Genomic DNA, 25606 nt, shown 5'->3' with positions numbered 1-25606 from the left:
CTCGGAACACGAGCCAGTGCCCTCTCACCCTTCTCTCTCCCACAGGGCGAGAGGGAGATTGCCGCCGCTTCCGCTTGCGAGCGGGACCCAGAAACCGCCATAACCTTCCCCGAAAGGAATGCGCAGATGGCCGGAAAGCGACGATCCCCCGCCTCGGTCCTGCGCGATTTCCTCGCCGATGAGGCAGCGGGCGGCATCCTGCTGATCGCGGCGGCGGCGCTGGCGATGATCGCCGCCAATTCGCCGCTCGCTCATGACTATTTCCACCTGCTGCATGTCGAGACCGGGCCCGTGCTCGCGCCGGCGATCGGGCCGATGACGGTCCATCTCTGGATCAACGATGCGCTGATGGCGCTGTTCTTCCTGCTCGTCGGGCTCGAGATCAAGCGTGAGCTGGTTGACGGCCAGCTCGCCAGCGCGGAGCGACGCCGCCTCCCGATCATCGCTGCTGCGGCGGGCATGATCTGCCCGGCGATGCTCTATCTCGCCATCACCGGCGGCGCGGCCGATCTGCGCGCCGGCTGGGCTATCCCCGCGGCGACCGACATCGCCTTCGCGATCGGGGTGCTGGCGCTGCTCGGACCGCGCGTGCCCGCTTCGCTCAAGCTGTTCCTGACCACTGTCGCGATCGTCGACGATATGGGCGCGGTCGCGATCATCGCGGTCTTCTACAGCCACGGCCTGGCGCTGCTGGCGCTGGCCGGCGCGGCGATCGTCGCGGGCGGCATGGGCGGAATGAACCGTTTCGGCGTGGTGCGGCTCTGGCCTTATCTGATCGGTTTCGCCCTGCTCTGGCTGCTGGTGCTGATGTCGGGCGTGCATGCCACCATCGCCGGCGTCGTCGCGGCGATGACGATTCCGATCCGCCGCTCGCCCGGCGCGCCCGATCATCACAATTCCCCGCTCCACCGGCTCGAACATGCCCTCAATCCCTGGGTCGCATACGGGGTGGTGCCGCTGTTCGGCTTCGCCAATGCCGGTGTGTCGCTGGCCGGGCTCGGCCCGTCGATCCTGGTCGAGCCGCTCGTGCTGGGCATCGCGCTGGCGCTGTTCTTCGGCAAGCAGATCGGCATCTTCGGCAGCATCTGGCTCGCGGTTCGCATGGGGCTGGCCAGGCCGCTCGGCGGAGCGAGCTGGGTGCAGGTCTACGGCGTCGCGCTGCTCGCCGGGATCGGCTTCACCATGAGCCTGTTCATCGGCGGCCTCGCCTTTCCCGGCAATGCCGCGATCATGGATGAAGTGAAGATCGGCGTGCTGGCGGGCTCGATCCTGTCGGCGGTGGGGGGATTCCTGCTCCTGCGCTTCGCGCCGCCTGCAAGGGGAAAATAATGCGCCGTTTCTTCGATCCTCGCCAGCTCGCTCATGCGCCGCTCAAGGAGCTGCACAATGGCGGCTTCACCGACTATGCCGAACGGCCCATCCGCGCCGAAGCGATCGCGCAGACGCTCGGCGCGCTGGAGGCACCCGTCGATCACGGCGATGCCGCGATCCGTGCGGTGCACGACGCGGGCTATCTCGATTTCCTCAAAGAGGGGCCGGCGCGCTGGGCCGCGGCGGGGCGGCCGGGCGACGTGATCGGTTATATCTGGCCGATCGTTGCCAGGCGGGCGCTCAAGCTCGACCGGATCGACGCGCTTGCCGGCCGCTACAGCCTCGACGCCTCCACGCCGCTGACGGCGGAAACCTGGGACGCGGCCTATTGGAGCGTTCAGTCGGTCCTCTCCGCGCTCGACGCCGTGCGCGGCGGGGACCGCGCCGCCTTTGCCTTGTGCCGGCCGCCCGGCCATCATGCCGGCGCCGACTATCTCGGCGGCTATTGCTACCTCAACACTGCCGCTATCGCCGCCCAGGCGGCGCGCGATGCGGGGGCCGAGCGGGTCGCGATCCTCGATATCGACTATCACCACGGCAACGGCACGCAGGACATTTTCTGGACGCGCGGCGACGTCTTCTACGCCTCGATCCATGCCGATCCAGCGACTGACTATCCCTTTTTCTGGGGCCATGCCGACGAGATCGGGGAGGGAGAGGGGGATGGCGCGACGCTCAACCTGCCGCTCCCGCAAGGCTCGGGACTCGAGACCTTCCGGGCGGCGCAAAGCGCGGCGCTCGATGCCATCGCGCGCTTCGCGCCGGACCTGCTGATCGTCAGCTTCGGCGCCGATACCTGGGAGGGCGATCCGATCTCCTTCTTCCGGCTGGCGACCGCCGATTATGCCCTGCTCGGCCGGGATATCGCCGCGCGCGGCTGGCCGACCGTGATCGCGATGGAGGGCGGCTATGCCGTCGATGCGCTCGGCGGCAACGTCGCCAGCCTGCTTTCCGGCTTTTCCGCCTGATCAGCCCTGCTGCGCTTCCGCGTCGGGGACCGTGATCACTGAGAGGAACAGCCCGAGCTGGCGGATTGCCTGGGCGAAGTTTTCGTAATTGACCGGCTTGGTGATGTAGACGTTCGCGCCGAGATCATAGCAGCGGTCGGTCTCGGCCTTGTCGTCGGTGGTGGTGAGCACGACGACGGGGGTGCGCCGCAGCGCCGGCGCGCCCTTGATCTGTGCCAGGACGTCGGTGCCGTTCATGTCCGGCAGGTTGAGATCCAGCAGGATCAGCGCCCGGCCACCCAGTGACGGGCCGTTCTCATGGTGGAGCAGATAGTCGAGCGCGCTTGCGCCGTCCGTGAAATGGACGATGTCGTTGAGAATGCCGGCACGACGGATATTCTTCTCGATCAGCCGGGCATGTCCTTCGTCGTCTTCGATCATCACGATGCTGACGGAGTGATGATCTTTCATCTATTGCCCCTGTGTTTCGGCGAGCGCCGCGGGAAGCGACAGTCGAAAGGTCGCGCCCGTGCCCGGCTCCGATCGTACATCGATAACGCCGCCGAGGCGGTAGGCCAAGGTACGCACATGTGCCAGGCCGATGCCCTCGCCCGGTTGGTCTTGATTTCCGGATCGGCGGAACAGATCGAAGACCCTGTTATGGTCTGAGGGTGCGATGCCGCGGCCATTGTCGCTGACCTCGAGCGTCACGCGCGCGCCATGCCGCGCGCCGCGCACCTCGATCAGGCCGGGCTGGCCGGGGCGAAGATATTTCACGGCATTTTCGATCAGGTTCGCGAAGATCTGCTCGAGCGCCAGCCGATCGCTGACGATGTCGGGCAGCGTGCCATCGATCACCAGCCGGGCCCTCTGATCATCGAGCAGATGCTGCAGGCTCGCACCGACCGAGGCGATCAGGACATTCATGTCGATCCGTTCGGGGGCGATCACGCGGCGCCCCTCGCGCGATAGTTTGAGGATGGCGTTGATCAGCCGCTCCATCTTCTCGCTCGAGGTGCGGATGAAGCGGATCGCCTCGGGCAGGTCCAGCCGCGCGGCGACGCGGGCCTCTTCGGTGACGACGGCCGGTGCATCCGTCTCGGCGCGATCGATCATCGCGACGATCGCGGCGGCGGCGGCATCCAGTTCGGCGGTGAAGCCCATGATGTTGACCAGAGGCGCGCGCAGATCGTGGCTGACGATATAGGCGAAACGCTGGATCTCCTCGTTCGCGCGAGTCAGGTCGGCGGTGCGCTCGGCGACCAGCTCCTCGAGCGATTCGGCGAAGTCGCGCAACGTATCGCGCGAGGTGGCGAGATCGCGGGTATAGCGCAGCACCGTCAGCAGCGATGCCATGGCAACGAACAACAGCAGCGCGCCCGCGATGCCGATCGTCACGTAAAAGGTCCGCACGCTCGCCTGTTGATCGGCATCGCGGTCCGCGAGCAGCCGTTGTTCCTCGCTCTCCATCGCCTTGCCGAGATCGCGGATGCTGCGCATCCGGCGCGCGGTGGTCTCGTCGGTGAAGGCGCGGATCGCTTCCTCGACCCGTCCGGTCTCGACCAGGGCGTTGGTGACGTCGCGGCGTCGCTCGATCGCGGCGACCAGTCTGCGCAAACGCGAGAGATTGGCGTTTTCCCGCGGGTTGTCGGCGGTCAGCGCATCGATCCGGCGCAGTGCATCGGGAATCTGCGCGGCGATCGTCTTGTAGCTCGCCAGATATTCCGCCTGGTTCGCGATGATATAGCCGCGCCGCACCGATTCCGCCTGCTCGACCAGAATGTTGGCGCGAGCGATCGCCAGCTGGACCTCATAAGTGTGGTTGACCGCGCGGATATGCTCCTGGTTGCGGCCGGTCGACCAGATGGCGGCAATGCCGGCGGCGCTCAGGCTGGCGAAGCCGATCACCATGCACCCGATCAGGAACCGGCCCATCGACTGGTTCGCCCACCCCAAGCGGCGGGCAATCCCTTCTAGCATCGGCTTTTCCACCATGGATGTTTTCTAGAGTCGACGATCCCGGAACACCAGAACCAGCGGCACTACATTAATCAAGGTCATTTCGGTTCTAGAACAAGGCGCCCTGCAGCGTCGTCCGCCCGACCGCGCCGCCACCGCGGCGCCGCGCCAGTTCCGTCTCCGCGGTGAAGCGCACGTCGATGTCGCGGTCGCCGAGAAAGCGCGCGAGCGATTCATCCTCGATCTCGCGCCAGTCCTTACCGCGATCGGGGCCCTGGCGCACGCGGGGCAGCAGGCCGGGCTGGTTGGACCATTCGATCAGCTGCGGCAGCCCGACCTGGTTGAGCATGTCGCGCAAATGGAAGGCGGTGACATAGGCGTCGGGAAAGGCGCGGTGCGCGGGCAGGCCGCGCTCATGCTCGATCCCCTCGGGCTTGCGCCAGTAACGCAGCACCTGGTTGGAGAAGCTCGGGCAATCGGGCCAGAGCCTCATCGCGCATTTCCAAGTGCACACCCAATCCGCGTTTCGTGTCAAAGCGGGCGTGCAGAATTCAAGCTCAGCGGTGGAGCGGTGCGCGGCCAGCGCCAGACGGCGCGGCCAGGGATCGAGCACGGCACGCGCCACGTCGTGCCAGTAGGGCGCATCGGCGACCTGCTCGTCGAGGATATGGTGGATCGCCTGCGTGATCGGCGGGATTTGCCGGCCCGGATTGACCAGCCGGCTACCGCCCTCGCCGTGCAATTCCCAGCGCCCATCGGCACCGAGCGCGACATCCTGCCATCCGATCTCGCACACGCCGTGCGCCGGCGGGGCCGGACCGGTGGTCTCGAGATCGACGACACGGATAAGCTGGGGCGGCGGGGGAGGCATCGCCCTTACGTGGCGGTTTGGGCCGCGGAATGCGAGTCCCTAAAGCCCCTCCCCGTGAGGGGAGGGGCCCGGAAAAGGCTCAATGTCCCGCCTGTTCCCCGCGCACGATCCCGCTCGCGGCAAGCTGCGCGTCGATCATCGCCATCAGCCGGTCGAGCCCGGCCTGGTCCTTCGCCTCGGCCCGCGCGACCAGCACGTCCTGGGTGTTGGAGGCACGCAACAGCCACCAGCCGTCCGGCGTGTTGACCCGCGCGCCGTCAGTGCGATTGACCTCGGCGCCCTCGGCCTCGAGCCGGTGGAGCACTTCGTCGACCACCGCGAACTTGCGGCTCTCATCGACCTGGAACCGCATTTCGGGCGTGTTGACCATCGCCGGCATCGCGCCGCGGATCTCGGTCATCGACTTGCCGATCATGTGCACGGCGCGGATCAGTCGGACTGCGGCATATTGCGCATCGTCGAACCCGTAATAGTCATGCGCGAAGAAGATATGCCCGCTCATCTCGCCGGCCAGCGGGGAGTCGGTCTCCTTCATCTTCATCTTGATCAGGCTGTGGCCGGTCTTCCACATCAACGGTTCGCCGCCGAGTTCCGCGATCCGGTCGTAGAGCGCCTGGCTCGCCTTCACATCGGCGATGATCGTCGATCCGGGCAATTCCTTCAGCACCGGCTCGGCAAGGATCGACAGGAGCTGGTCGCCCCAGATCACCCGGCCCTCGCCGTCGATCGCGCCGATCCGGTCGCCATCGCCATCGAAGGCGAGCCCGAAATCGAGCTGCTTCTCGGCAACGAGACGCTTCAGGTCGGCGAGGTTCTTTTCCTCGGTGGGATCCGGATGGTGGTTGGGGAAATTGCCGTCCACCTCGGTGAACAGCAGGTGATGCTCGCCCGGCAGCAGCTTGGTCAGCTTCTCGATCACCGGGCCGGCGGCGCCGTTGCCCGCGTCCCAGCCGATCCGGTAGGCGCCGCCGGCATAGCCCGCCATCAGGCGCCCGACATAATCGTCTTCGATGTCGAAGTCGGAAACGGTGCCTTCGCCCTCTTCCCAATCGCCCTCTTCGGCCAGCTTGCCCAGATCCTGGATGTCGGCGCCGAAAAACGGCGCATGCTGCAGCACCATCTTGAAGCCGTTGTAATTGCCCGGATTATGGCTGCCGGTGATCTGGACACCGCCATCAACCTCCAGGATCGCCTCGGCATAATAGAGCATCGGGGTCGGCCCCATGCCGACGCGCACGACATCGACGCCGCTCGCCGTCAGGCCGGCGATCAGCGCTGCCTCGAGTTCGGGCGAGGAGATGCGGCCGTCATAGCCGACCGCGACGCGGGTGCCGCCGGCGCGCCGCACCCGCGTGGCGAAACCGCGGCCGATCGCATCGGCATCGGCCGGGCCGAGCGTTTTTCCGACAATGCCGCGAATGTCATATTCGCGCAGGGACGTGGGGTCGAAGCGGTGCGTCATCGGTCCTCCTGTTCATCATGTCCTGCGCCCAATAGCGAAGCGCCGGAAAAGGTCATTGCAAGAAAAGGGTTCAGCCGCGCTTTTTGAGCAGCACGTCGCGCGCCGCATTGATCCGCCGCGCCAGCTCGACCGATCCCCCGCGATCGGGGTGGACGGCGGCGACCAGCCGGCGATGGGCGGCGCGGATCGCGTCGGCGTCGGCGGTGCGGTCGACGCCAAGGATGGCGCGCGCCTCCTTCTCGTCGACCGTCGGCGCCGGCTGAGTCTTGCGCAACAACAGCCACAGGCCGAACAGCACCGCGCCGATAAAGAGGATCTTCGCCATCAGGCGAACAACGGCATCGCGGGCTCGGGCAGGCCGAGCGCCGCCATCATCTCGCGCAGCTCCTGCCGCGCGGCGACATGGGCCAGGCCCATTTCGCCGAATTCCCGCGCGTCGAGCATGGTCAGGCCCTTGGGGAACAGCTCACGGTAGATCACGCGCTCGCCCAGTCCGGGGATGATGCGGAAACCGACCCGCTTGGCCAGCTGGTCGAGCGCCTCGGATACGCGGCGCATGTTGCGCGCCTCGATATGCTGGAGGCGGTTGCGCAGCACGACCCAGTCGATCGTCGATCCGTCGGCCTTGGCCCTTGCCTTGCGCGCGTCCCAGATGAGTTCGGCATAGAAGCTCGGGCGCGTGACCTTGTAGGTGACCGGGTCGACCTGGCCGATCAGGTCGAAATCGACGAAGCTGTCGTTCATCGGCGTGACCAGCGTGTCGGCCTTCTGCGCCGCCATCCGCGCGAACCGGTCGTCGCGGCCGGGCGTGTCGATCACCAGGAAGTCGGTGCCGCTGGAAAGCGCATCCAGCGTCTCGGTGAAGCGCGCCAGGCTTTCCCCGTCATGCGTCGCGTGGCGGGGGACGTTCAGCTCGCGCCCGGTGCGCTTGGCGGTCGCCTCGCGGTTGTCGAGATAGCGGCCCATGGTCCGCTGCCGATGATCGAGATCGAACGCCGAAACCCGCGCGCCGCGGGCCTCCAGCGCGATCGCGACATGGACGGCGGTCGTCGATTTGCCGGTCCCGCCCTTCTCGTTGGCGAACACGATGATATGTGGCTTCTGTGCAACCGTCGACAAGTCGCTCGTGTCCCTGATGAATGGCCGTATTGATCGGTCGCGCCACCCCCCATAGAAGGCCCGGCCCGTCACCCCGTCCTTATCGAAGGCCCTTCACGCGTGCAAACCATCCGTCACCTCGATCTGCTCCGTGCCGAGATTGCGGCGTTCCGCGGCGAAGGGGCGGTGATCGCGCTGGTCCCGACCATGGGCGCGCTGCATGCCGGCCACATGTCGCTGATCGAAGCGGCCAGGCGGCCCGGCACGCGCGTCGTCGCCTCGATCTTCGTCAATCCGAAGCAGTTCGGGCCCAATGAGGACCTGTCGCGCTACCCCCGCAAGGAGACCGCCGACACGCGCATGTTGAAGGAGGCCGGCTGCGACCTGCTGTGGATGCCCCCGGTCGAGGCGATGTACCCGGAAGGCTTCGCCACCAACGTCTCGGTCGCCGGCGTCAGCGAAGGGCTCGATGGCGCGGCCCGGCCCGGTCATTTCGATGGGGTCGCGACGGTCGTGGCTAAGCTGTTCAATCAGGTCCGGCCCGACATCGCCTGGTTCGGCGAGAAGGATTATCAGCAGCTCGCGGTGATTCGCCGCATGGTCGCCGATCTGGATTTCGGGATCGACATCATGGGCGTGCCCACCCAGCGCGAGGATGACGGCCTCGCGCTCTCGTCGCGCAACGTCTATCTCGACGACGAGCAGCGCAGCCGCGCGGTGGCGTTGCCGCGCGCGCTCGGCGTCGCGGCGAAGGGCATCGACAAGGGCGACGACGTCGCGGCCGTGCTGGCCACCGCGCGCGACTCGCTGAGCGCCGCCGGGTTCGAGGTCGATTATGTCACGCTGGTCGATGCCGAGACGCTGAGGGAAGCGCCCGGTCCGGATCGCCCGCGCCGCCTGCTGGCCGCGGCGAGGATGGGCACGACGCGTCTGATCGACAATATCGCGGTGTGATCGACGTTCGGCCGGAAACGGCATAGCATCGCCTCCGCAACGATGACGGAGGGGACGATGCAACTCACGATCACTGCGCTCACCGCGGCCGCGCTCGCGCTGCTGCTGGTCTTTCTGTCGGTCACGACGATCCGCATGCGCATGAAGCACAGCGCCTCTTATGGCGATGCCGGCCAGCACGACCTGAATTGCGCCATCCGCGCGCATGGCAATCTCACAGAATATGCGCCGGTGGGGATACTTCTGATCGGCCTGCTCGAGATCGGCGGGGCCAATGCCACCGCGCTGTCGATCGCCGCCGCCGCCTTTGTCGGCGCGCGCCTGCTCAACGCCATCGGCCTGTTCAACCCGCCCGGGCCGCCCAGGCCGGCGCGCTCGATCGGCATCGTCGTCACCTTGCTGATCCTGCTCGGCCTGGCGATCTGGCTCGCCTTGCGGGTGCTGTTGCCCGACATGGGCTGACCCAGATCCAACGTCACCCCGGACTTGTTCCGGGGTCCATCGGCCCGCAACCGCACCATCGGTTGCGTTCGTGGCACGATGGATGCCGGAACGAGTCCGGCATGACGATTATTTGGCGGCAACCTTCTTGGCGGGCGTCTTCTTCGCCGCTGCTTTGGGCGCCGCCTTCTTGGCGGGGGCCTTTTTCGCCGCCGGCTTCTTCTTGCCCTTCTTGGCCGGCGCCGCCGCGGCGCGCGCGTCGATCAGCTGGGCCGCTTCCTCGAGCGTCAGCTGGTCCTGCGGGATCGACTTGGGCAGGGTCGCGTTGGTTTCGCCGTCCGTGACATAGGGGCCGAACCGCCCTTCCATCAGCTTGATCTCGGCGTCGGAGCGCGGATGCTTGCCCAGGATCTTCAATGGCTCGCGGCTGCCGCGCTGCGGGCGTCCGCCGCCGGCGGCTGCCTCGGCCAGCTTGACCACGGCGGCGTTCATGCCGGTTTCGAACACGTCGGCGGTCGAGGTCAGCCGGGCATATTTGCCGTCATGCGCCAGATAGGGGCCATAACGCCCGATCGACGCCGTAATCGGGTTGCCGCTTTCCGGGTGCGTGCCCACGGTGCGCGGCAGGCTGAGCAGCTTCAGCGCCCATTCCAGCCCGAAATCCTCGGCCGGCACGTCCTTGGGGATCGAGGCGCGCTTGGCGTCCTTGCCCTCGCCCAGCTGGACATAGGGGCCGAAGCGCCCGCTGCGCCTGGTCACCTCGGTGCCGGTCTCCGGATCCTGGCCCATCACCTCGGGCCCGGTATCGCCGGTATCGCCCTCGCTGCCGGGCTGGCCGAAGCGGCGGGTATATTTGCAGTCGGGATAGTTGGAGCAGGCGACGAACGCGCCGAACTTGCCGCCGCGCAGCGCCAGATGGCCCTGGCCGCAATTGGGGCAGAGCCGCGGGTCGCCGCCATCCGCCTTGGCCGGAAAGAGATAGGGTTCGAGGAACTTGTCGAGCGCCGCGGTCACTTCGGACGGCTTCTGCTCCATCACCTCGGTGGTGCGCGGCTTGAAATCCTTCCAGAAGGATTCGAGTACGGCCTGCCACTGCGCCCGGCCGCCCGAGACTTCGTCGAGCTCGTCCTCGAGCCCGGCGGTGAAATCATAGCCGACATATTTCTCGAAGAAGCGCTCGAGGAACGCCGTCACCAGCCGCCCGCTCTCCTCGGCGAAGAAGCGGTTCTTCTCGACGCGCACATAAGCGCGGTCCTTCAGCGTCTTGATGATCGAGGCATAGGTCGAGGGGCGCCCGATGCCGAGCTCCTCCAGCCTTTTGACCAGCGACGCTTCGGAGAAGCGCGGCGGCGGCTGCGTGAAATGCTGCTCGGCATTGACCGCCTTCTTGGCCGGCGCATCGCCTTCGCGCAGGCGCGGCAGGCGGCGGCTGTCCTCGTCGGCGCTGTCGTCGGTGCCTTCCTCGTACAGCGCCAGATAGCCGGGGAAGAGCACGACCTGGCCGGTCGCGCGCAGGCCGGTCTGACCGCTGCCGTCGGTCAGCTCGACCGTGGTGCGCTCCATCCTCGCCGACGCCATCTGGCTGGCGAGCGCGCGCTTGAAGATCAGGTCGTAGAGCCGGGCATGGTCGCCGCCGCCCAGCTTGTCCTTGCCGAAATCGGTCGGGCGGATCGCCTCATGCGCTTCCTGCGCATTCTTGGCCTTGGTCTGGTACAGGCGCGGCTTGTCCGGGACATAGCCGGCGTCATAGCGGTCGGCGATCGCCTTGCGCGCCGCCGAGATGGCCGATCCGTCCATCTGCACACCGTCGGTCCGCATATAGGTGATCGCGCCGTCCTCATAGAGGCCCTGGGCGATGCGCATCGTGTGGTCGGCCGAGAAGCCGAGCTTGCGCGCGGCTTCCTGCTGCAGCGTCGAGGTGGTGAAGGGCGGCGGCGGGTTGCGCGTGGCCGGCTTGACCTCGACCGTCTGGACGCTGAAGCGGCCTTCCTCGACCGCGGCCTTGGCGCGCAGCGCCGTGCCTTCCTCGCCGATCGACAACCGGTCGAGCTTCTTGCCCTCGAAGGTGACGAGCCGCGCCGTGAAGGGCGTGCCGTCCTGCTCCATATCGGCCGTCACCGACCAATATTCCTGGGCGCGGAACGCCTCGATCTCGCGCTCGCGGTCGACGATGATGCGCAGCGCGACCGACTGGACGCGTCCAGCCGACTTCGCACCGGGCAGCTTGCGCCACAGCACCGGGGACAGAGTGAAGCCGACCAGATAGTCGAGCGCGCGGCGGGCGCGATAAGCGTCGATCAGGTCGGTATCCAGCTCGCGCGGATGCTTCATCGCCTCGGTCACCGTCGCCTTGGTGATGGCGTTGAAGGTGACGCGCTCGACTTCCCTGGGCAGCGCCTTGCGGCCGCGCAGCACTTCCTGGACATGCCAGCTGATCGCTTCGCCCTCGCGGTCAGGATCAGTCGCGAGGATCAGCCGATCGGCCTTCTTGGCCTCGTCGGTGATCGCCTTGAGCTGCTTCGCCTTGTCGGCGTAATTTTCCCATTCCATCTCGAACCCATGGTCCGGATCGACCGATCCGTCCTTGGCCGGCAGGTCGCGGACATGGCCGTAGCTCGCGAGAACGCGATAGTCGGAGCCCAGATATTTCTCGATGGTCTTCGCCTTGGCCGGCGATTCGACGATGACAAGCTGCATGGGTTTTTGATGCGTCCTTACGTGTACGCGCGAGGATGGAGAGGTGTTCGGGGCGGCGTCAAGCGGTGGAAGGGCGATGCCGGGATAGCGACTCTTTCCGCGAGTTGAATCGATGTCATGGAATCAGGTTGGCGAATCTGGTTGGCCGTCGCGCTCAAATCAAGCTCACCCTCGCGCCGGCATGACGCTCCAGCCGCCCGGCGAGTTCCAGTTCGAGCAGCACGGTCTGCACGATCGCCGGCGCCAGGCCCGATTGCCGGATGATTTCGTCGATCGCCACCGGCACGGGACCGAGCAGCCCGATGACCTCGCGCCGCTCGGCATCGCTGGCATCGTCGAGTGGCGGCCCGTCGAAGCGCGATCCGGGCGCGCGCACCATGCGCGGGTCGATCGGCCGGATCAGCTCCAGGATATCGGCGGCCGACTGGATCAGCGTCGCACCGTCGCGGATCAGCCCGTTGCAGCCCTGCGCGCGCGGGTCGAGCGGCGATCCGGGCACCGCCATCACCTCCCGGCCCATCTCTCCGGCCAGCCGCGCGGTGATCAGCGATCCCGATTTCGGGGCTGCCTCGACCACCACCGTGCCCTGCGCCAGCCCGGCGATGATGCGGTTGCGATAGGGGAAGTGGCGCGCGCGGGGCTCGGTGCCGGGCGGCTGCTCGGCGATCAACAGCCCGCGCGCGGCGATCGCTTCCTGCAGCGCAGCGTTCTCGGGCGGATAAGCGATATCGATGCCGCCGGCGATCACGGCGATGGTGCCACTGTCGATCGACCCGACATGCGCGGCGGTGTCGACGCCGCGCGCGAGCCCCGACACGATTGTGACGTCCTCGCGCCCCAGCTCGACCGCGAGCTGCCGCGCGAACCGGCACGCGGCGGCGGACGCATTGCGCGCGCCCACCATCGCGACGGTCGGGCGCCGCGCCAGGCCGATATCGCCGCGCACCATCATCGCGGGCGGCGCGTCGTCCAGCTCGGCCAGCAGCGCCGGATAATCGGCGTCGTCGACGAACACGTGGCGCGCGCCGAGCTTCGCCGCCATCGCCAGCTCGCGTTCGGCCATCGCCACGGGGGCAATGACGGGTCCCTTGCCCCCGCCCCGCGCCGCGAGCTCGGGCAGCGCGTCGATGGCGGCGGCCGCGTCGCCGAAGCGCTCGACCAGCTGGCGATAGGTGACGGGCCCGATCTGCGGCGTGCGGATCAGGCGCAGGCGCGCGACCGCGGCCGCCGGGTCGTTCGGCGGATCGTCACGCACTCCGGGCGCCGACCTTCGGCTCGGTGCCGTTCAGCAGCCGCTCGATATTTTCGCGATGCTTCCACAGCACGAGCAGCGCCAGCGCGAGCAGCGGCAGCACGATGTCGAACTCGGAAAAGAAGGCGGCGCTGAGCGGCGCGCTGAACGCCGCCGTCATGCCCGCCACCGAGGAGAAGCGCAGCAGCGCGAGCAGGCCGAGCCAGACGACCGCGAACACCAGCCCGCAGGGCCAGTGCAGCGCGAGCACGATGCCCATCATCGTCGCCACGCCCTTGCCGCCGCGGAATTTGAGCCAGACCGGATAGACATGGCCGAGAAATGCCGCCGCCGCAGCGAGCACGCCATTGCCGGGCCACAGCGCCTCGACGATCGCGACCGCCGCGAAACCCTTGGCCGCGTCGAGCAGCAGGGTCGCTGCCGCCAGGCCCTTGCGGCCGGTGCGCAGCACATTGGTTGCGCCGATATTGCCCGATCCGATCTTGCGCAGGTCGCCGGCGCCAAAGGCCCGGGTGAGAATCAGCCCGAACGGAATCGATCCGAGCAGATAGCCGAGCACCAATGCGCCAGCCGGCGCCATCCAGACAATTTCGGTCGGCAAAACGGATCAGCCCCCATGTACATGGCACCATAGCCCAGTCCGGGTAGGCCGCCAACAATCTCTGTTAGGTCGTTCCGGCGGGTCGCGGTTCAAGTGCCGGCGACATTGTCAAACCCCGCGTCCGCGCTACATCGCGAGTGTGACGGACACGCGACCCATCCTGTTTTTCGATTCCGGGGTGGGCGGGCTTTCGGTGCTCGGGCCAACCCGCGCCCTGCTGCCCCGGGCGCCCTTCGTCTATGTCGCCGATTCGGCCGGCTTTCCCTATGGCACCAAGAGCGAGGCGGAGATCGCCGCGCGCGTGCCGGCGCTGCTGGGGCGGCTGGCCGAGCGCTATCGTCCGCGGCTGATCGTCATCGCCTGCAACACTGCCTCGACCATCGCGCTCGCGGCGGTGCGCGCGGCGCTCGACCTGCCGATCGTCGGCACCGTGCCCGCGATCAAGCCTGCCGCGGCCTTGAGCAGGACCCGCGCGATCGGCGTGCTCGGCACTGACGCGACGGTGCGCCAGCCCTATGTCGATGATCTCGCCGCGCGTTTCGCCGGCGATTGTCTCGTGCTGCGCCATGGTTCGGCCGAACTGGTCCAGCTCGCCGAGGCGAAGCTGCGCGGAGAGGATACGCCGCCCGGCCGCTATCGCGCGATCCTCGCCGGCCTGTTCGATCACCCGGGGGGCGACCGCATCGACGTGATCGTCAATGCCTGCACGCATTTCCCGCTGGTGGTCGAGGAGCTCGCCGCCGCCGCCCCGCACAAGGTCGATTTCGTCGACGGGTCGGAAGGCATTGCGCGCCGAGTCGCTTTTCTTACCCAGGGCCAGTCATGGCCGGACAGCCCGGGTGACGGAGTCGCGGTGTTCACGGGCCATGCCGATCACGGCCCGCTTGCCCCCGCGCTCGCGCGGTACGGCCTCAGCCGGATCGAGTCGCTCTAGGCGCCTCGGCCGGCATCTCCACCGACTCGGCGGCCAGCACGGCATAACGACTCGCCAGCTCGGCATGGACTCGCCGTGCCGAACGATCCCCGCTCCGCCCGGCAAGCTCGCGTTCCTGCGCTGCCCGGCGCGCGAAATAGTCCTGTTTTCCGTCACTTGAAATGGTATCGGCCATGATCGAAGCTCCATGCGTCAAAGCGGGAGCGCATCGCGTCTCTCGGTCGCGGGCATGCTTCGAGCAGAAGCCCGGCGATGCCGCCTTATAGCACGCAACGCGCCGGCGGCGCATGATCGAGGACAAGAATCTCGCCGGCGATGGGACGATATCCGGATATATCCCTAGAGCAAAACGCTGGAAATCCTTGGCGCCGCGCGCTAGGGCGGCCCGCATGGAAGCGGACGGAACGGCGCTGCGGGGAGTGGACTACTCGCGCATCTTCACCCAGGCGATCGATCGCCTGCATGTCGAAGGGCGCTACCGCGTCTTCATCGATATCCTGCGCAACAAGGGCGCGTTTCCGAACGCGCGCTGCTTTGCCGGGCATAACGGGCCGAAGCCGATCACCGTGTGGTGCTCGAACGATTATCTCGCCATGGGCCAGCATCCGGCGGTGATCGCCGCGATGGAAGAGGCGCTGCACGATGTCGGCGCCGGCTCGGGCGGCACGCGCAACATCGGCGGCAACACCCATTACCATGTCGATCTGGAGGGCGAGCTCGCCGATCTCCACGGCAAGCAGGGCGCGCTGCTGTTCACCTCGGGCTATGTCTCGAACGAGGCGACGCTCGCCACCCTCGCCAAGATCCTGCCGGGCTGCATCATCTTCTCGGACGAGATGAACCATGCCTCGATGATCGCGGGCATCCGTAATTCGGGCTGCGAGAAGCATGTCTTCCGTCACAATGATCTCGATCATCTCGAGGAGCTGCTCGCCGCGGTCGACCCGGCCGCGCCGAAACTGATCGCGTTCGAGAGCGTCTATTCGATGGAGGGCGATATCGCCCCGATCGCCGCGATCTGCGATCTCGCCGACAAGTACAGCGCGCTGACCTATCTCGACGAAGTCCATGCGGTCGGCATGTACGGCGCGCGGGGCGGCGGCATCTCGGAACGCGACGGCGTCGCCGACCGGCTGACCATCATCGAGGGGACGCTGGGCAAGGCGTTCGGGGTGATGGGCGGTTACATCACCGCCGATCAGACGATCATCGACGTGATCCGCTCCTACGCGCCGGGCTTCATCTTCACCACGTCGCTGTCGCCCGTGCTGGTCGCCGGCGCCCTGGCCAGCGTGCGCCACCTCAAGGCCTCCGGTGTCGAGCGCGAGGGGCAGCAGGCCGCCGCGACCCTGCTCAAGACGATGATGGCCGAGGCCGGGCTGCCGGTGATGAACTCGACCACGCATATCGTGCCGCTGATGGTCGGCGATCCGGTCAAGGCCAAGAAGATCAGCGACATCCTGCTCGCCGAATATGGCGTGTACGTCCAGCCGATCAATTACCCGACGGTGCCGCGCGGCACCGAGCGGTTGCGCTTCACCCCGGGCCCCGCCCATGACGAGGCGATGATGCGCGAGCTGACCGGGGCGCTGGTCGAGATCTGGAGCCGGCTCGACCTGCGCATGGCCGCCTGAGGCCTGCCGCCCGGCAGGAGCTGCGTCGATTCAACATTGGTGAAGCCGCGCTATCGTGGCGCGCGATCGGAATGGCGCGCCATTCCGGACGCGCTCTTTCTTTTGTCATTGAAAACGGTCATCGAAAGACGGGGCTCTGTTCGGCCATCCGGGCTTCCCTGTTATCGCAGCGATTTTCCCTGTTCCGCCATTAACACGGTAATCGCCCAATAAGCCTTTGCCTAACCGATCGAATTTTGCAGCGGATTCCCAACATAACAGGGAAATTCGCGCCAAAAAAATGATTGGGCCATTATCAGGGTGGAACAGGGTCGGCGCGGCACGCGCGGGAGAGGTCTTCAGCCAATCCCACCCATGCCGCGACGTCCGTCAGGCCCTCACGTCACCCCGTGCATCCACTTCTTCAGCGGCCAGGACAGCAGCAACAGCAGCAGCCCCAGCCCGATCGCGATGTAGGAGATCGTCGTGAACACGCCGGTATAGGTCTCCAGGCTGACCTTCAGATTGGTCACCTGCCCGCCGACCGTCTCGACGCTCGCCACCTGCGCCACCGCGCCCGCGACATATTGCGCGACCGAGATCGAGAGGAACCACACGCCCATCATCATGCCGACGATGCGCGCGATCGACAATTTGGTGATCATCGACAGGCCGACCGGCGAGATGCAGAGCTCGGCGATCGAATGGATCAGATAGAGCCCGGCGAGCCAGGCCATGCCGACCTTGAAGTCGGTCCCCACGAACTGCGTGCCCCAGACCAGGAACAGGAAGCCCGCGCCGACGCCCATCAGCGCGATGGCGAACTTGATCGGGATCGACGGCTCCAGCCCGCGCCGCGCCAGCGCATTCCACAACACGCTGAAGATCGGCGCGAAGATGACGATGAACAGCGCGTTGAAGATCTGGGTCTGTCCGGCCGGCATGACATAGACCGGCTCGCTGCCGAAACCATGCGTGCGCGCGACATGCATGCCGATCAGGCCGGCCACCGCGACCACGGCGAAGCCGATCGCCATGATGCGCCGCGTCTCCGGCAGTTCGCCCGAGGCGAAGAACCAGAAGGCCAGCCAGGAGACGCCGCCGATCACCGCGGCGAAGAACAGATAATAGCTGATCGGGGTCGCCTGGAACATCGCGAACAAGGGCGCGGTCCAGCGGATCTCCAGCACGGTGTTGCGCGCCGCGAACAGGGTCAGCGAGGATCCGGCCTGCTCGAACAGGGTCCAGAACACCACGTTGAAGATGATCAGCACCATCGCCGCCATCATCATCTGGAACTCGGCCTTGCTGCCCTTGAGATAGGACCATACCAGGATGGCGGGCACGCCGATCAGGAAGGTGCCGAACAGCGCCTTGCCCATGATCGGCAGGTTGAGCACATAGCCGATCACGCCCGACCCTTCCGGCGGCGCGACATAGTTCATCAGGTTCCAGAACAGGAAGATGACGAGCGGCACGGTGACGATCGCGCCGCCATAGATCCACCAGTCGCGGTCCTTCGGCGCATCGGCCGGGCGTTCGCCATAGCCGGTCAGCCGGCCGCCATCGAACTGGAACAGCAGCCAGGAACAGGTCATGCCGATCGCGGCGAGGCCGAAGCCGGCCCACCAGCCCACGCCCTCGGCGAGGATCGGGCAGAAGAATTGCGAGATCAGCGAGCCAAGATTGATGCCCATATAGAACATCGTGAACCCGGCATCGCGCCGCCGGTCGCCGCCCGCATAGAGCTCGCCGACCATGGTCGAGATGTTGGGCTTGAAGAAGCCGTTGCCGACGGTGACGAGCGACAGGCCGAGCAGCATGATGAACACGAAGAAGGGTGAGCGCTGGCCGTCCGACTTGAAGCCTTCCGGTGCGATCTTGCGGATTTCCTGGCCATCGCTGCCGAGCAGCGAAACGCTCTTGTCGTCGTTGCCGCGAATCTGCAGTCGCTGGTCCTTGTCGATCAGGAATTGCCTGCCGGCATCGCCCTTGCCTTCGACCACCACCTCGTACCGCTGGCCGTCGATCGTCGCGAAGGGCGTGGCGCCGCTGCCGCCGAAGCAGAGCGTGAAATAACCGGCCGCCATCATGATCGCACCGAACTTCACGGTGCGTTTGGAACCGAGATACTGGTCGGCGATCAGGCCGCCGACCAGCGGCGTCAGATAGACCAGGGCGGTGAACCCGCCATAGATGCCGGTCGAGGTCTGGTCGTTGAACAGGAAATGGTTGGCGAGATAGAGCGTCAGGATCGCCCGCATGCCGTAATAGCCGAAGCGTTCCCACATCTCGGTGGTGAACAGCCGCTTGAGCTGTGGCGGATGGCCGAACCAGACGGCGTCGCTGACCGGGTTTACATGGGTGATATCCGGTTCTCGCGGGCTGTCCGCGGTCGGGGTGTCCACCATTTTTGTTCGCTCCCTCAATAACTTCCCGCCGTCGATTGCAGCGGTGCTGATGGCGTGAACCTAGCGGCATCCGCCGGGGTGTAAATATACCCGGCAAGCCCCTAGATGGCGGCCATGTTCAACGACACCAGCAGCCCGCTCGCGCTCCTCGCCACCCGCCGCTCGGGCAAGCCCCGCGATCTCGTCGCGCCCGGGCCCAACCAGGCCCAGCTCGACCATATCCTGGAGATCGCGGCGCGCACGCCCGATCACGGCAAGCTCGCGCCGTGGCGCTTCGTGGTGGTGCCGTCCGATCGGCGCGATGCGCTGAGCGACCTCATCGTCACTGCCTATCGCGCCGAGCGCCCCCAGGCCTCGCGGCTCGAGATCGAGGCGATGGATCAGTTCGCGCGCCAGGCGCCGGGCCTCGTGGTGGTGCTGTCGTCGCCCAGACCCGAAAGCCATATTCCCTTGTGGGAGCAGGAGCTGTCGGCGGGCGCTGCCTGCATGAACCTGCTCCACGCCGTGCATGCCAGCGGATTCGCCGGCGGATGGCTCACCGGATGGGCCGCCTATAACGATTCAGTGCGCGACGCTTTTGGCGCAGCGCCGGATAAAATCGCGGGATTCGTGTTCATTGGAACGCCGTCCAGGCCGCTCGACGAACGGCCGCGTCCGGAATCGGACAAAATCGTCCGATATTGGACATAGCATTGGACTCAGGGGGTAATTGGTGTATTATTGCACCATGACAGCCCTGAACAGCGACGACAGCCCCGTTTACATCAAGCTGCGCGGCACGATTTCAGCCGCGATCCTGCGTGGGGACTATCGCGCCGGGGACCAGCTTCCCTCGGTTCGCGCGCTCGCGGCCGAGCACGGCGCCAATCCGCTGACGGTGGCCAAGGCCTATCAGAGCTTTCAGGACGACGGCTATGTCGAGGTCCGTCGCGGCGTCGGCATGTTCGTGCTGCCGGGGGCCGCCGAACGACTCCGCCTCGCCGAGCGCGATCATTTCATCCGCGAAAGCTGGCCGCGCATCCGGGCGCACATCACCTTGCTCGGTCTGAATACCGATGAATTGCTGGAGCGCGAAGAGGCGTAAGCCGAATCGTCACCCCGGACTTGTTCCGGGGGCCATCGAGCCGCAAACGCAGCGCTTCGTTGACGACCGCGTCGCGTGCGGCACCATGGATGCCGGAACAAGTCCGGCATGACGTTGGTGGTCAGGACGAGAACGCTTCCGCCGGCACCGAATACAGCAGTTCCGCTTTGGCCATGGCAGCCGCCCTGAGGCCGATCGCCTCGGGCACGATCTGCTCGATATAGAAGCGCGCTGCCGCTGCCTTCATCGCCAGAAAGGCCGGATCGCCGCTCGCCTCCGCCGCCGCGCGGCCCTGCCGCTCCATCAGCCAGCCGCACACCGCGGTCGAGAGCATGGTGAGGAACGGATAGCTCGCCGCCAGCCGGTCATCGGCGTCGCGGCTCATCAGGTCGCGGCCGATCGCGTCGCAGGCGTCTATCAGCCCGACCAGCCCGGTATCCTTCGCTTCGGCGCGCATGTCGGCGATCAGCCGCGCGAACACGCCTCCATTGTCCAGCCCCAGCTTGCGCCCGACCAGATCGGCCGCCTGGATGCCGTTGGTGCCTTCATAGATCGGCGTGATCCGCGCATCGCGGAAGAACTGGGCGGCGCCCGTCTCCTCGATATAGCCCATGCCGCCATGCACCTGGATTCCGATCGACGACACTTCGCAGCCGATATCGGTGCCATGCGCCTTGGCGAGCGGGGTCAGCAGGTCGAGCCGTTCCTGTGCGCCCGCCTCGCCGATCGCGGCGCGGTCGACATGGCTCGCGGCATAATAGACCAACGCGCGCGCCGCCTGGGTCTGCGCCTTCATCCGCAGCAGCATGCGGCGGACATCGGGATGCTCGATGATCGCGACGCTCTCCTTGCTGGCCGAGCCGGCGCGCGGCGACTGGATGCGCTCGCGGGCATAGGCCACCGCTGCCTGAGTCGCGCGCTCGGCGACCTGCGCGCCCTGCAGGCCCACGTTCAGCCGCGCATTGTTCATCATCGTGAACATCGCGCGGATGCCGCCAAACTCGCCGCCGATCAGCTCGCCGACACAATCGTCATGGTCGCCGAAGCTCAGCACGCAGGTGGGCGAGGCATGCAGCCCCATCTTGTGCTCGATCGAGACGACGCGGACGTCGTTCAATTCGCCCGGATTGCCCTCGGCATCGAGCCGGTATTTGGGCACGAGGAACAGCGAGATGCCCTTGGTCCCGGCCGGCGCATCGGGGGTGCGGGCGAGAACGAGATGGACGATGTTGGGCGCCATGTCATGGTCGCCGAACGAGATGAAGATCTTGGTGCCCTTGATGCTCCAGGTCCCGTCGCCGCGCGGCCTGGCCTGGGTGCGCAGCGCGCCGACGTCGGATCCGGCCTGGGGTTCGGTCAGGTTCATCGTGCCGGTCCAGGCGCCGGTCGCGAGATGCGGCAGATAGAGCGCCTGCTGCTCGGGCGATCCGTGATGGATCAGCGCCTCGATGGCGCCGACCGTCAGGGTGGGGGCGAGCGCGAGGCCCATATTCGCCGCGCCGAGCGTATCGAGCACCGCCGTCTGGATCGCGAAGGGCAGGCCCTGGCCGCCAAAGGTCTCGGGCACGCCGATCGTGCCCCAGCCGCCCTCGACATAGTCGCGATACGCCTTGCCGAAGCCTTCGGGCATGACGACGCCGTCGGGCGTCCATGTCGCGCCGACCGTGTCGCCCTCGCGCAGTAGCGGCGCCCATTCGCCGGCCGCGAAATCGCCGATCCCCTCCAGCACCGCCTCGACGACATCCTCGGTCGCGGCGGCGAAACGCTCTGAATCGGCGAGCGCGGCGATGCCGACCACATGGTCGAGCACGAAGCGCTGGTCGGCGGTAGGGGCGGTGAAACTCATGATATTTTTCTTCCTGCGGTCGCCCGCGCTATAGCCGCGCCTGATGACCGTGCAAAACCCGCCCATAGTCACGCGTACCTTACCCTACGGCGAGGCCGCGATCGCCGAGGCGGCCGCGGTCGTCGCGGCGGGCCAGCCGGTCGCGATCCCGACCGAGACGGTCTATGGCCTCGCCGCCGACGCGACCGATTCGCGCGCAGTCGCTGGCATCTATGCCGCCAAGGGCCGGCCGAGTTTCAACCCGCTGATCGTCCATGTGCTCGACCGCACGGCGGCGGAGAAGATCGCCACCTTCGATGACGCCGCGAGTGCGCTGGCCGATGCCTTCTGGCCCGGGCCGCTGACCCTGGTGCTGCCGCTCCGCCCGGATGCGGGGATCGCGGCGCTGGTGACGGCCGGGCTCGATACCATCGCGATCCGCGTCCCGGCGCACCGCGCGATGCGGGCGCTGTTGCAGGCGACGGACAAGCCGCTCGCCGCGCCCTCCGCCAATGCCAGCGGCGCGATCAGCCCCACGCGAGCGGAGCATGTGCTGGCAAGCCTGGGCGGGCGGATACCCTTGATCGTCGATGATGGCGCGACCGAAGCGGGGCTGGAATCGACCATCGTGGTGACAGCCGGAGGAGTGCGCGTATTGCGCCCCGGTCCCATCACGGCGGAAGCGATCTACAACCTGCTCCCCGGCGAAGGCCGGGGCCCAGCATCGGAGGATGTCGTAACTGGACTCCGGTCTTCGCCGGGGAAAGGAGTAGTAACGGCGCCCGGCCAGCTCGAGAGCCACTACGCCCCCTCTAAACCCCTCCGCATCAACGCCAGCTCACCCACTCCCGACGAATGGTCGATCGGATTCGGTTCCATCTCCGGCGACGACACCTTGTCCGCCACCGGCGACCTGACCGAAGCCGCCGCCGCCCTGTTTTCCGCCCTGCACCGCGCCGACGCCTCGGCGAAACCGCGCATCGCGGTCGCGCCCGTCCCCCAGACCGGGCTCGGCGCCGCGATCAATGACCGGCTGCGCCGCGCCGCGCACCGCGACTGACGTCTTTACGGCACCGTAACGGCCGCTACCCTCCTCCTCGGGTACGACTCGCACAGGAGAGGAAGACCATGGTGACGAACACGCAGCGGGGGCTCGCGGAGTTCCTCGGTACCTTCTGGCTCGTCTTCGGCGGCTGCGGCAGCGCGGTACTGGCGGCGGGCTTTCCGGACGTCGGCATCGGCTTTGTCGGCGTCTCGCTCGCCTTCGGCCTGACCGTGCTGACCATGGCCTATTCGATCGGCCATATCTCGGGCTGCCACCTCAACCCGGCGGTCACGCTCGGCCTGTGGGCCGGCGGGCGCTTCTCGGGCAAGGACATCCCGCTCTATGTGATCGCCCAGGTGCTCGGCGCGACCGTCGCGGCCTATGTCCTGTACTTTATCGCCAGCGGCGCGCCGGGCTTCACCCTGCCGGCCAACGGCCTCGCGGTGAACGGGCTCGAATCGCTCTCGCCCGGCCATTATTCGCTGGTCGCGGGGCTCGCCATCGAGGTCGTGCTGACCTTCTTCTTCCTGCTGGTGATCATGGGATCGACCGACACCCGCGCGCCCGCCGGCTTCGCGCCGATCGCGATCGGCCTCGCACTCACCCTGATCCACCTGATCAGCATCCCGGTCACCAACACCTCGGTGAACCCGGCGCGCAGCACCGGCCCGGCGCTGGTGGTCGGCGGGCTGGCGTTGCAGCAGCTCTGGTGGTTCTGGCTCGCGCCGATCGTCGGCGGCGTGCTCGGCGGCCTGGCGTACAAGACGCTCGGCGCGGATGCATCGAAGAAGCCACCGATCGAAGGCGAAGCGCTCTGATCCAGCGGCCCCCTCGCCGTCAGGCGAGGGGGTTGCGAAGTCAGAGGCTGAACTTCAGCGTCGCGCGGATGTCGCGGCCGGCGAGCGGCGCGAAATCCTTGAGGAAGCTCGCCGATCGCCGCGCATCGACATCGAAGATGTTGTTGGCGCTGATCGTCAGCATGGTCTTGTTGCCGGGGCCGAACGGCTTGATCCCGACCGAGGCGTTGACCATCGTATAGCCGTCGGTCGGCGTCTCGAACGCGGCGATCCGGTTCTGGTCGAACGCATGCTCGAGCTCGAGGCGGCCGTTGAGCGTCTCGCCCTGCGCCTCGATCCCGCCGAGCACGCGCGCCGGCGGGATGCGCGGCAGCGGGCCCTGGTCGACGATCGAGGCATGGACATAGTCGCCCAGCGCATCGACGTTGATCTTGTAGCCGCCGATCTGGGCGAGCAGCACCGATGCCTCGGCTTCGACGCCATAATAGGTCGCGTCGGTCTGCACTGACTGGAAACAGGGGAAGTCGACGGTGCGTCCGCTCGGTGCGGCAGCCGCTTCGCACACCGCCTGCGCGACCTGGATCTCGGCGATATAGTTGCTGAAGCGGTTATAATAGGCCGACGCATCGAAGCTGAAGCCATTGCCATGCGCGTGCAGCGTGCCTTCGATCCCCCAGCTCTTCTCCAGCTTGAAGTCGGGATTGCCCAGCTCATAGGCCTGGGTGCCGGCATGGGCGCCATTGGCGAACAGCTCCTCGGCGGACGGCGCACGCTCGGTCCGCGACAGGTTCAGGCCGAACCGCACCGCATCGCTGATCCCGTAGGACGCGCCGAGCGAGCCCGACAGCGCCTCATAATGCCGCTGCCCGGCAAAGAAGCGATCGTCGCCCAGCGGCGTGCGCGCCGCGACGTCGGTCAGCTCGTAGCGCAGGCCCGCCTCGGCCTTGAACTTGCCCAGGTCGAGCTGCTGCAAGGTGAACAGGCCAGTCTGGTTGGTCTCGTTCTTGGGCAGGAAGGCCTCGTCGCCGACCACGTTGAACACGCGGTTGAAATATTGCACGCCCGACGCGCCCAGCCAGGCGCCCTTCTTGGCCTGGACCAGCTCGAGCCGCGCCTCGGTGCCGTTATTGTAGAAGGCGGTGCCGACCGATCCGTCCGGCGCCAGCTCGAAGTGGCGATAGGTCGCATGGCCCGCGCGGATGCGGATCTTGTCGAGGAAGCCCCCGCCGGTATCGACTTCGCCGCGCAGGTCGAACCGGTTCTGCACGATGTCGAGACGCGGCGCTTCCTGGCCCTGGTCGGGCAGGGTCGCATAGCGGATCGGCACGCCGTACAGGCTGTCATAATGGCTGTAGGAGATGCCGAGATTGCCGGTGTCGGTGATGATCGAGGCGCCGACGCCCGCGGTCCAGGTCTCCGCCGCCGAATTGGGCAGCGTGCCGCGGATCGCGGCGTTGGCGGCATAGTCGATCGGGTCCTCGCCGGGCACGGGCGCCGCCGGCGGCAGCTGGCTGGTGGCGATCGCTTCCTGCCGGCGCTGCGCGGTCAGCGCATAGCCGCCGATATGGAGGTCGTCGCTCTTCGAATAGGATCCGTCGGCATGCAGCACGAGATGCTCGCCGACCGCCACGTCGCCGGCCAGGCCGCCCGACCGCTCGTTCGCGGCCGAGCCATAGGTGGCGATCCCGTCGAGCCGATAGCCCTTGGCCGGGATCGCGCGGGGAATGCGCGTGTCGATCACATTGACCACGCCGCCAACCGCCGACGAGCCGAACAGCAAGGCGGAAGGACCGCGCAGCACCTCGATGCGCTCGGCCAGCAGCGGATCGATGATCACCGCATGGTCGACCGAGGTGTTGGAGACGTCGATCGATCCGATGCCGTCGGTCAGCACCCGGACCCGCTCGCCCTGGAAGCCGCGCAGGATCGGGCGCGACGCGCTCGGGCCGAACGAGGTGGCGGACACGCCCGGCTGCTTCGCCAGCGTCTCGCCGATGGTCGGCTTCAGGTCGCGGGTCAGCTCCTCGCCGCTCACCACCGAGGTGCCCGACAGCACGTCGGTCTCGCTTTGCCGGAACGGTGCGGTGACGATCACGTCATGCCCCTGATCGGCCGGCGCGATGTTGTCGGTGGTCGGCGCCGAAGGCGCGTCCTGCGCATAGGCCGGCCCGGCGAACATCAGGGCGGTACCGGCGAGCAGGGCGATCTTCAGCGTCATGGCATACTCCAACTGGGCGTTGTGCA

Annotated in this window: 23 protein-coding genes; 10 read left to right on the top strand and 13 right to left on the bottom strand. The window is 67.1% G+C overall.

What is annotated here, in order from left to right:
- Positions 1–126 precede the first annotated feature (126 nt).
- Together nhaA and AC1DX5_RS06335 are read left to right on the top strand one after the other, a co-directional pair.
- The gene (gene nhaA / locus AC1DX5_RS06340) at positions 127–1329 is read left to right on the top strand and encodes a Na+/H+ antiporter NhaA (RefSeq protein ID WP_478014587.1); all 1203 of its coding nucleotides are present in this window, start codon (positions 127–129) and stop codon (positions 1327–1329) included.
- Positions 1329–2339 (top strand): histone deacetylase family protein, encoded by a 1011-nt coding sequence (locus tag AC1DX5_RS06335; RefSeq protein ID WP_465171067.1) that lies wholly within the window; start codon positions 1329–1331, stop codon positions 2337–2339. The genes nhaA and AC1DX5_RS06335 overlap by 1 nt, the downstream gene beginning before the upstream one ends.
- Here AC1DX5_RS06335 and AC1DX5_RS06330 read toward each other — a convergent pair whose 3' ends face one another.
- The 6 genes from AC1DX5_RS06330 to AC1DX5_RS06305 form a co-directional block, all read right to left on the bottom strand.
- On the bottom strand, positions 2340–2789 hold the full coding sequence (locus AC1DX5_RS06330) for a response regulator (RefSeq protein ID WP_465171066.1): 450 nt from the start codon (positions 2787–2789) through the stop codon (positions 2340–2342).
- On the bottom strand, positions 2790–4298 hold the full coding sequence (locus AC1DX5_RS06325) for a sensor histidine kinase (protein ID WP_465171065.1): 1509 nt from the start codon (positions 4296–4298) through the stop codon (positions 2790–2792). It abuts the gene before it with no gap.
- 88 nt (positions 4299–4386) lie between these two features.
- A complete protein-coding gene (locus AC1DX5_RS06320) occupies positions 4387–5148 on the bottom strand; it encodes a 3'-5' exonuclease (RefSeq protein WP_465171064.1) in 762 nt (253 codons plus the stop codon).
- A gap of 79 nt (positions 5149–5227) precedes the next feature.
- Positions 5228–6610, bottom strand: a complete 1383-nt coding sequence (pgmG, locus tag AC1DX5_RS06315; RefSeq protein WP_478014586.1) for a phosphoglucomutase/phosphomannomutase PgmG — start codon at positions 6608–6610, stop codon at positions 5228–5230.
- Positions 6611–6680: 70 nt separating this feature from the next.
- Positions 6681–6935 (bottom strand): J domain-containing protein, encoded by a 255-nt coding sequence (locus AC1DX5_RS06310; protein ID WP_465171062.1) that lies wholly within the window; start codon positions 6933–6935, stop codon positions 6681–6683.
- Positions 6935–7729: a division plane positioning ATPase MipZ gene (locus tag AC1DX5_RS06305; RefSeq protein ID WP_465171061.1), complete on the bottom strand. Its 795-nt coding sequence runs from the start codon at positions 7727–7729 to the stop codon at positions 6935–6937. Before AC1DX5_RS06305 ends, AC1DX5_RS06310 begins: the two co-directional genes overlap by 1 nt.
- A 99-nt stretch (positions 7730–7828) precedes the next feature.
- Here AC1DX5_RS06305 and panC point away from each other — a divergent pair, with 99 nt between their 5' ends.
- Both panC and AC1DX5_RS06295 read left to right on the top strand, forming a co-directional pair.
- Positions 7829–8662 (top strand): pantoate--beta-alanine ligase, encoded by an 834-nt coding sequence (gene panC / locus AC1DX5_RS06300; RefSeq protein ID WP_465171060.1) that lies wholly within the window; start codon positions 7829–7831, stop codon positions 8660–8662.
- Positions 8663–8719: 57 nt separating this feature from the next.
- Positions 8720–9124, top strand: coding sequence for an MAPEG family protein (locus tag AC1DX5_RS06295; RefSeq protein WP_478014585.1), 405 nt, complete (start codon positions 8720–8722; stop codon positions 9122–9124).
- Between the two features lie 108 nt (positions 9125–9232).
- Here AC1DX5_RS06295 and topA read toward each other — a convergent pair whose 3' ends face one another.
- The 3 genes from topA to plsY all read right to left on the bottom strand — a co-directional run bounded on the left by topA (position 9233) and on the right by plsY (position 13632).
- Positions 9233–11800 (bottom strand): type I DNA topoisomerase, encoded by a 2568-nt coding sequence (topA, locus tag AC1DX5_RS06290; protein WP_465175176.1) that lies wholly within the window; start codon positions 11798–11800, stop codon positions 9233–9235.
- Between the two features lie 154 nt (positions 11801–11954).
- On the bottom strand, positions 11955–13055 hold the full coding sequence (gene dprA / locus AC1DX5_RS06285; RefSeq protein ID WP_478014584.1) for a DNA-processing protein DprA: 1101 nt from the start codon (positions 13053–13055) through the stop codon (positions 11955–11957).
- Complete coding sequence (gene plsY, locus AC1DX5_RS06280; RefSeq protein WP_465171056.1) at positions 13048–13632, bottom strand: glycerol-3-phosphate 1-O-acyltransferase PlsY; 585 nt, start codon at positions 13630–13632, stop codon at positions 13048–13050. Before plsY ends, dprA begins: the two co-directional genes overlap by 8 nt.
- A 160-nt stretch (positions 13633–13792) precedes the next feature.
- Between plsY and murI the strand changes: the two genes are divergently transcribed.
- Positions 13793–14587, top strand: coding sequence for a glutamate racemase (gene murI, locus AC1DX5_RS06275; protein ID WP_478014583.1), 795 nt, complete (start codon positions 13793–13795; stop codon positions 14585–14587).
- Here the strand turns inward: murI and AC1DX5_RS06270 are convergent.
- Complete coding sequence (locus AC1DX5_RS06270) at positions 14565–14762, bottom strand: hypothetical protein (protein WP_465175172.1); 198 nt, start codon at positions 14760–14762, stop codon at positions 14565–14567. The genes murI and AC1DX5_RS06270 overlap by 23 nt on opposite strands.
- A 214-nt stretch (positions 14763–14976) precedes the next feature.
- Here AC1DX5_RS06270 and hemA point away from each other — a divergent pair, with 214 nt between their 5' ends.
- A complete protein-coding gene (gene hemA / locus AC1DX5_RS06265; RefSeq protein ID WP_465175171.1) occupies positions 14977–16221 on the top strand; it encodes a 5-aminolevulinate synthase in 1245 nt (414 codons plus the stop codon).
- Positions 16222–16598: 377 nt separating this feature from the next.
- Here the strand turns inward: hemA and AC1DX5_RS06260 are convergent, their stop codons facing one another.
- A complete protein-coding gene (locus AC1DX5_RS06260; protein WP_478014582.1) occupies positions 16599–18611 on the bottom strand; it encodes a peptide MFS transporter in 2013 nt (670 codons plus the stop codon).
- Between the two features lie 114 nt (positions 18612–18725).
- Here AC1DX5_RS06260 and AC1DX5_RS06255 point away from each other — a divergent pair, with 114 nt between their 5' ends.
- Complete coding sequence (locus AC1DX5_RS06255) at positions 18726–19301, top strand: nitroreductase family protein (RefSeq protein WP_478014581.1); 576 nt, start codon at positions 18726–18728, stop codon at positions 19299–19301.
- Between the two features lie 37 nt (positions 19302–19338).
- Positions 19339–19695: a GntR family transcriptional regulator gene (locus AC1DX5_RS06250; RefSeq protein ID WP_465171051.1), complete on the top strand. Its 357-nt coding sequence runs from the start codon at positions 19339–19341 to the stop codon at positions 19693–19695.
- A gap of 121 nt (positions 19696–19816) precedes the next feature.
- Here the strand turns inward: AC1DX5_RS06250 and AC1DX5_RS06245 are convergent, their stop codons facing one another.
- Positions 19817–21541, bottom strand: a complete 1725-nt coding sequence (locus AC1DX5_RS06245) for an acyl-CoA dehydrogenase (RefSeq protein ID WP_478014580.1) — start codon at positions 21539–21541, stop codon at positions 19817–19819.
- Positions 21542–21584: 43 nt separating this feature from the next.
- Between AC1DX5_RS06245 and AC1DX5_RS06240 the strand changes: the two genes are divergently transcribed.
- Together AC1DX5_RS06240 and aqpZ are read left to right on the top strand one after the other, a co-directional pair.
- Entirely contained in the window at positions 21585–22580 is a 996-nt protein-coding gene (locus AC1DX5_RS06240) for an L-threonylcarbamoyladenylate synthase (protein WP_478014579.1), read from the top strand.
- A gap of 68 nt (positions 22581–22648) precedes the next feature.
- Positions 22649–23383 carry an aquaporin Z gene (aqpZ, locus tag AC1DX5_RS06235; RefSeq protein ID WP_465175168.1) on the top strand — a complete coding sequence of 245 codons (735 nt, stop codon included), beginning with the start codon at positions 22649–22651 and terminating at the stop codon, positions 23381–23383.
- A 40-nt stretch (positions 23384–23423) separates the two neighbouring features.
- Here the strand turns inward: aqpZ and AC1DX5_RS06230 are convergent, their stop codons facing one another.
- Complete coding sequence (locus tag AC1DX5_RS06230; RefSeq protein WP_465175167.1) at positions 23424–25580, bottom strand: TonB-dependent receptor; 2157 nt, start codon at positions 25578–25580, stop codon at positions 23424–23426.
- Between the last annotated feature and the right edge of the window lie 26 nt (positions 25581–25606).

It is taken from the genome of Sphingomonas sp. P2_B6 (assembly GCF_056404755.1).
The sequence above is the reverse complement of the archived record's forward strand: the minus strand, read 5'-3'. Positions and strand labels throughout refer to the sequence as shown.

Coding starts and splice junctions, on each gene's coding strand:
- AC1DX5_RS06270 (WP_465175172.1), bottom strand. CDS start 14,762: ATGGCCGATACCATTTCAAGTGACGGAAAACAGGACTATTTCGCGCGC.
- AC1DX5_RS06255 (WP_478014581.1), top strand. CDS start 18,726: ATGTTCAACGACACCAGCAGCCCGCTCGCGCTCCTCGCCACCCGCCGC.
- AC1DX5_RS06335 (WP_465171067.1), top strand. CDS start 1,329: ATGCGCCGTTTCTTCGATCCTCGCCAGCTCGCTCATGCGCCGCTCAAG.
- nhaA (WP_478014587.1), top strand. CDS start 127: ATGGCCGGAAAGCGACGATCCCCCGCCTCGGTCCTGCGCGATTTCCTC.
- AC1DX5_RS06245 (WP_478014580.1), bottom strand. CDS start 21,541: ATGAGTTTCACCGCCCCTACCGCCGACCAGCGCTTCGTGCTCGACCAT.
- AC1DX5_RS06330 (WP_465171066.1), bottom strand. CDS start 2,789: ATGAAAGATCATCACTCCGTCAGCATCGTGATGATCGAAGACGACGAA.
- AC1DX5_RS06250 (WP_465171051.1), top strand. CDS start 19,339: ATGACAGCCCTGAACAGCGACGACAGCCCCGTTTACATCAAGCTGCGC.
- pgmG (WP_478014586.1), bottom strand. CDS start 6,610: ATGACGCACCGCTTCGACCCCACGTCCCTGCGCGAATATGACATTCGC.
- aqpZ (WP_465175168.1), top strand. CDS start 22,649: ATGGTGACGAACACGCAGCGGGGGCTCGCGGAGTTCCTCGGTACCTTC.
- AC1DX5_RS06230 (WP_465175167.1), bottom strand. CDS start 25,580: ATGACGCTGAAGATCGCCCTGCTCGCCGGTACCGCCCTGATGTTCGCC.
- AC1DX5_RS06240 (WP_478014579.1), top strand. CDS start 21,585: ATGACCGTGCAAAACCCGCCCATAGTCACGCGTACCTTACCCTACGGC.
- topA (WP_465175176.1), bottom strand. CDS start 11,800: ATGCAGCTTGTCATCGTCGAATCGCCGGCCAAGGCGAAGACCATCGAG.
- AC1DX5_RS06295 (WP_478014585.1), top strand. CDS start 8,720: ATGCAACTCACGATCACTGCGCTCACCGCGGCCGCGCTCGCGCTGCTG.
- hemA (WP_465175171.1), top strand. CDS start 14,977: ATGGAAGCGGACGGAACGGCGCTGCGGGGAGTGGACTACTCGCGCATC.
- plsY (WP_465171056.1), bottom strand. CDS start 13,632: ATGGCGCCGGCTGGCGCATTGGTGCTCGGCTATCTGCTCGGATCGATT.
- AC1DX5_RS06325 (WP_465171065.1), bottom strand. CDS start 4,298: ATGCTAGAAGGGATTGCCCGCCGCTTGGGGTGGGCGAACCAGTCGATG.
- AC1DX5_RS06320 (WP_465171064.1), bottom strand. CDS start 5,148: ATGCCTCCCCCGCCGCCCCAGCTTATCCGTGTCGTCGATCTCGAGACC.
- AC1DX5_RS06260 (WP_478014582.1), bottom strand. CDS start 18,611: ATGGTGGACACCCCGACCGCGGACAGCCCGCGAGAACCGGATATCACC.
- AC1DX5_RS06310 (WP_465171062.1), bottom strand. CDS start 6,935: ATGGCGAAGATCCTCTTTATCGGCGCGGTGCTGTTCGGCCTGTGGCTG.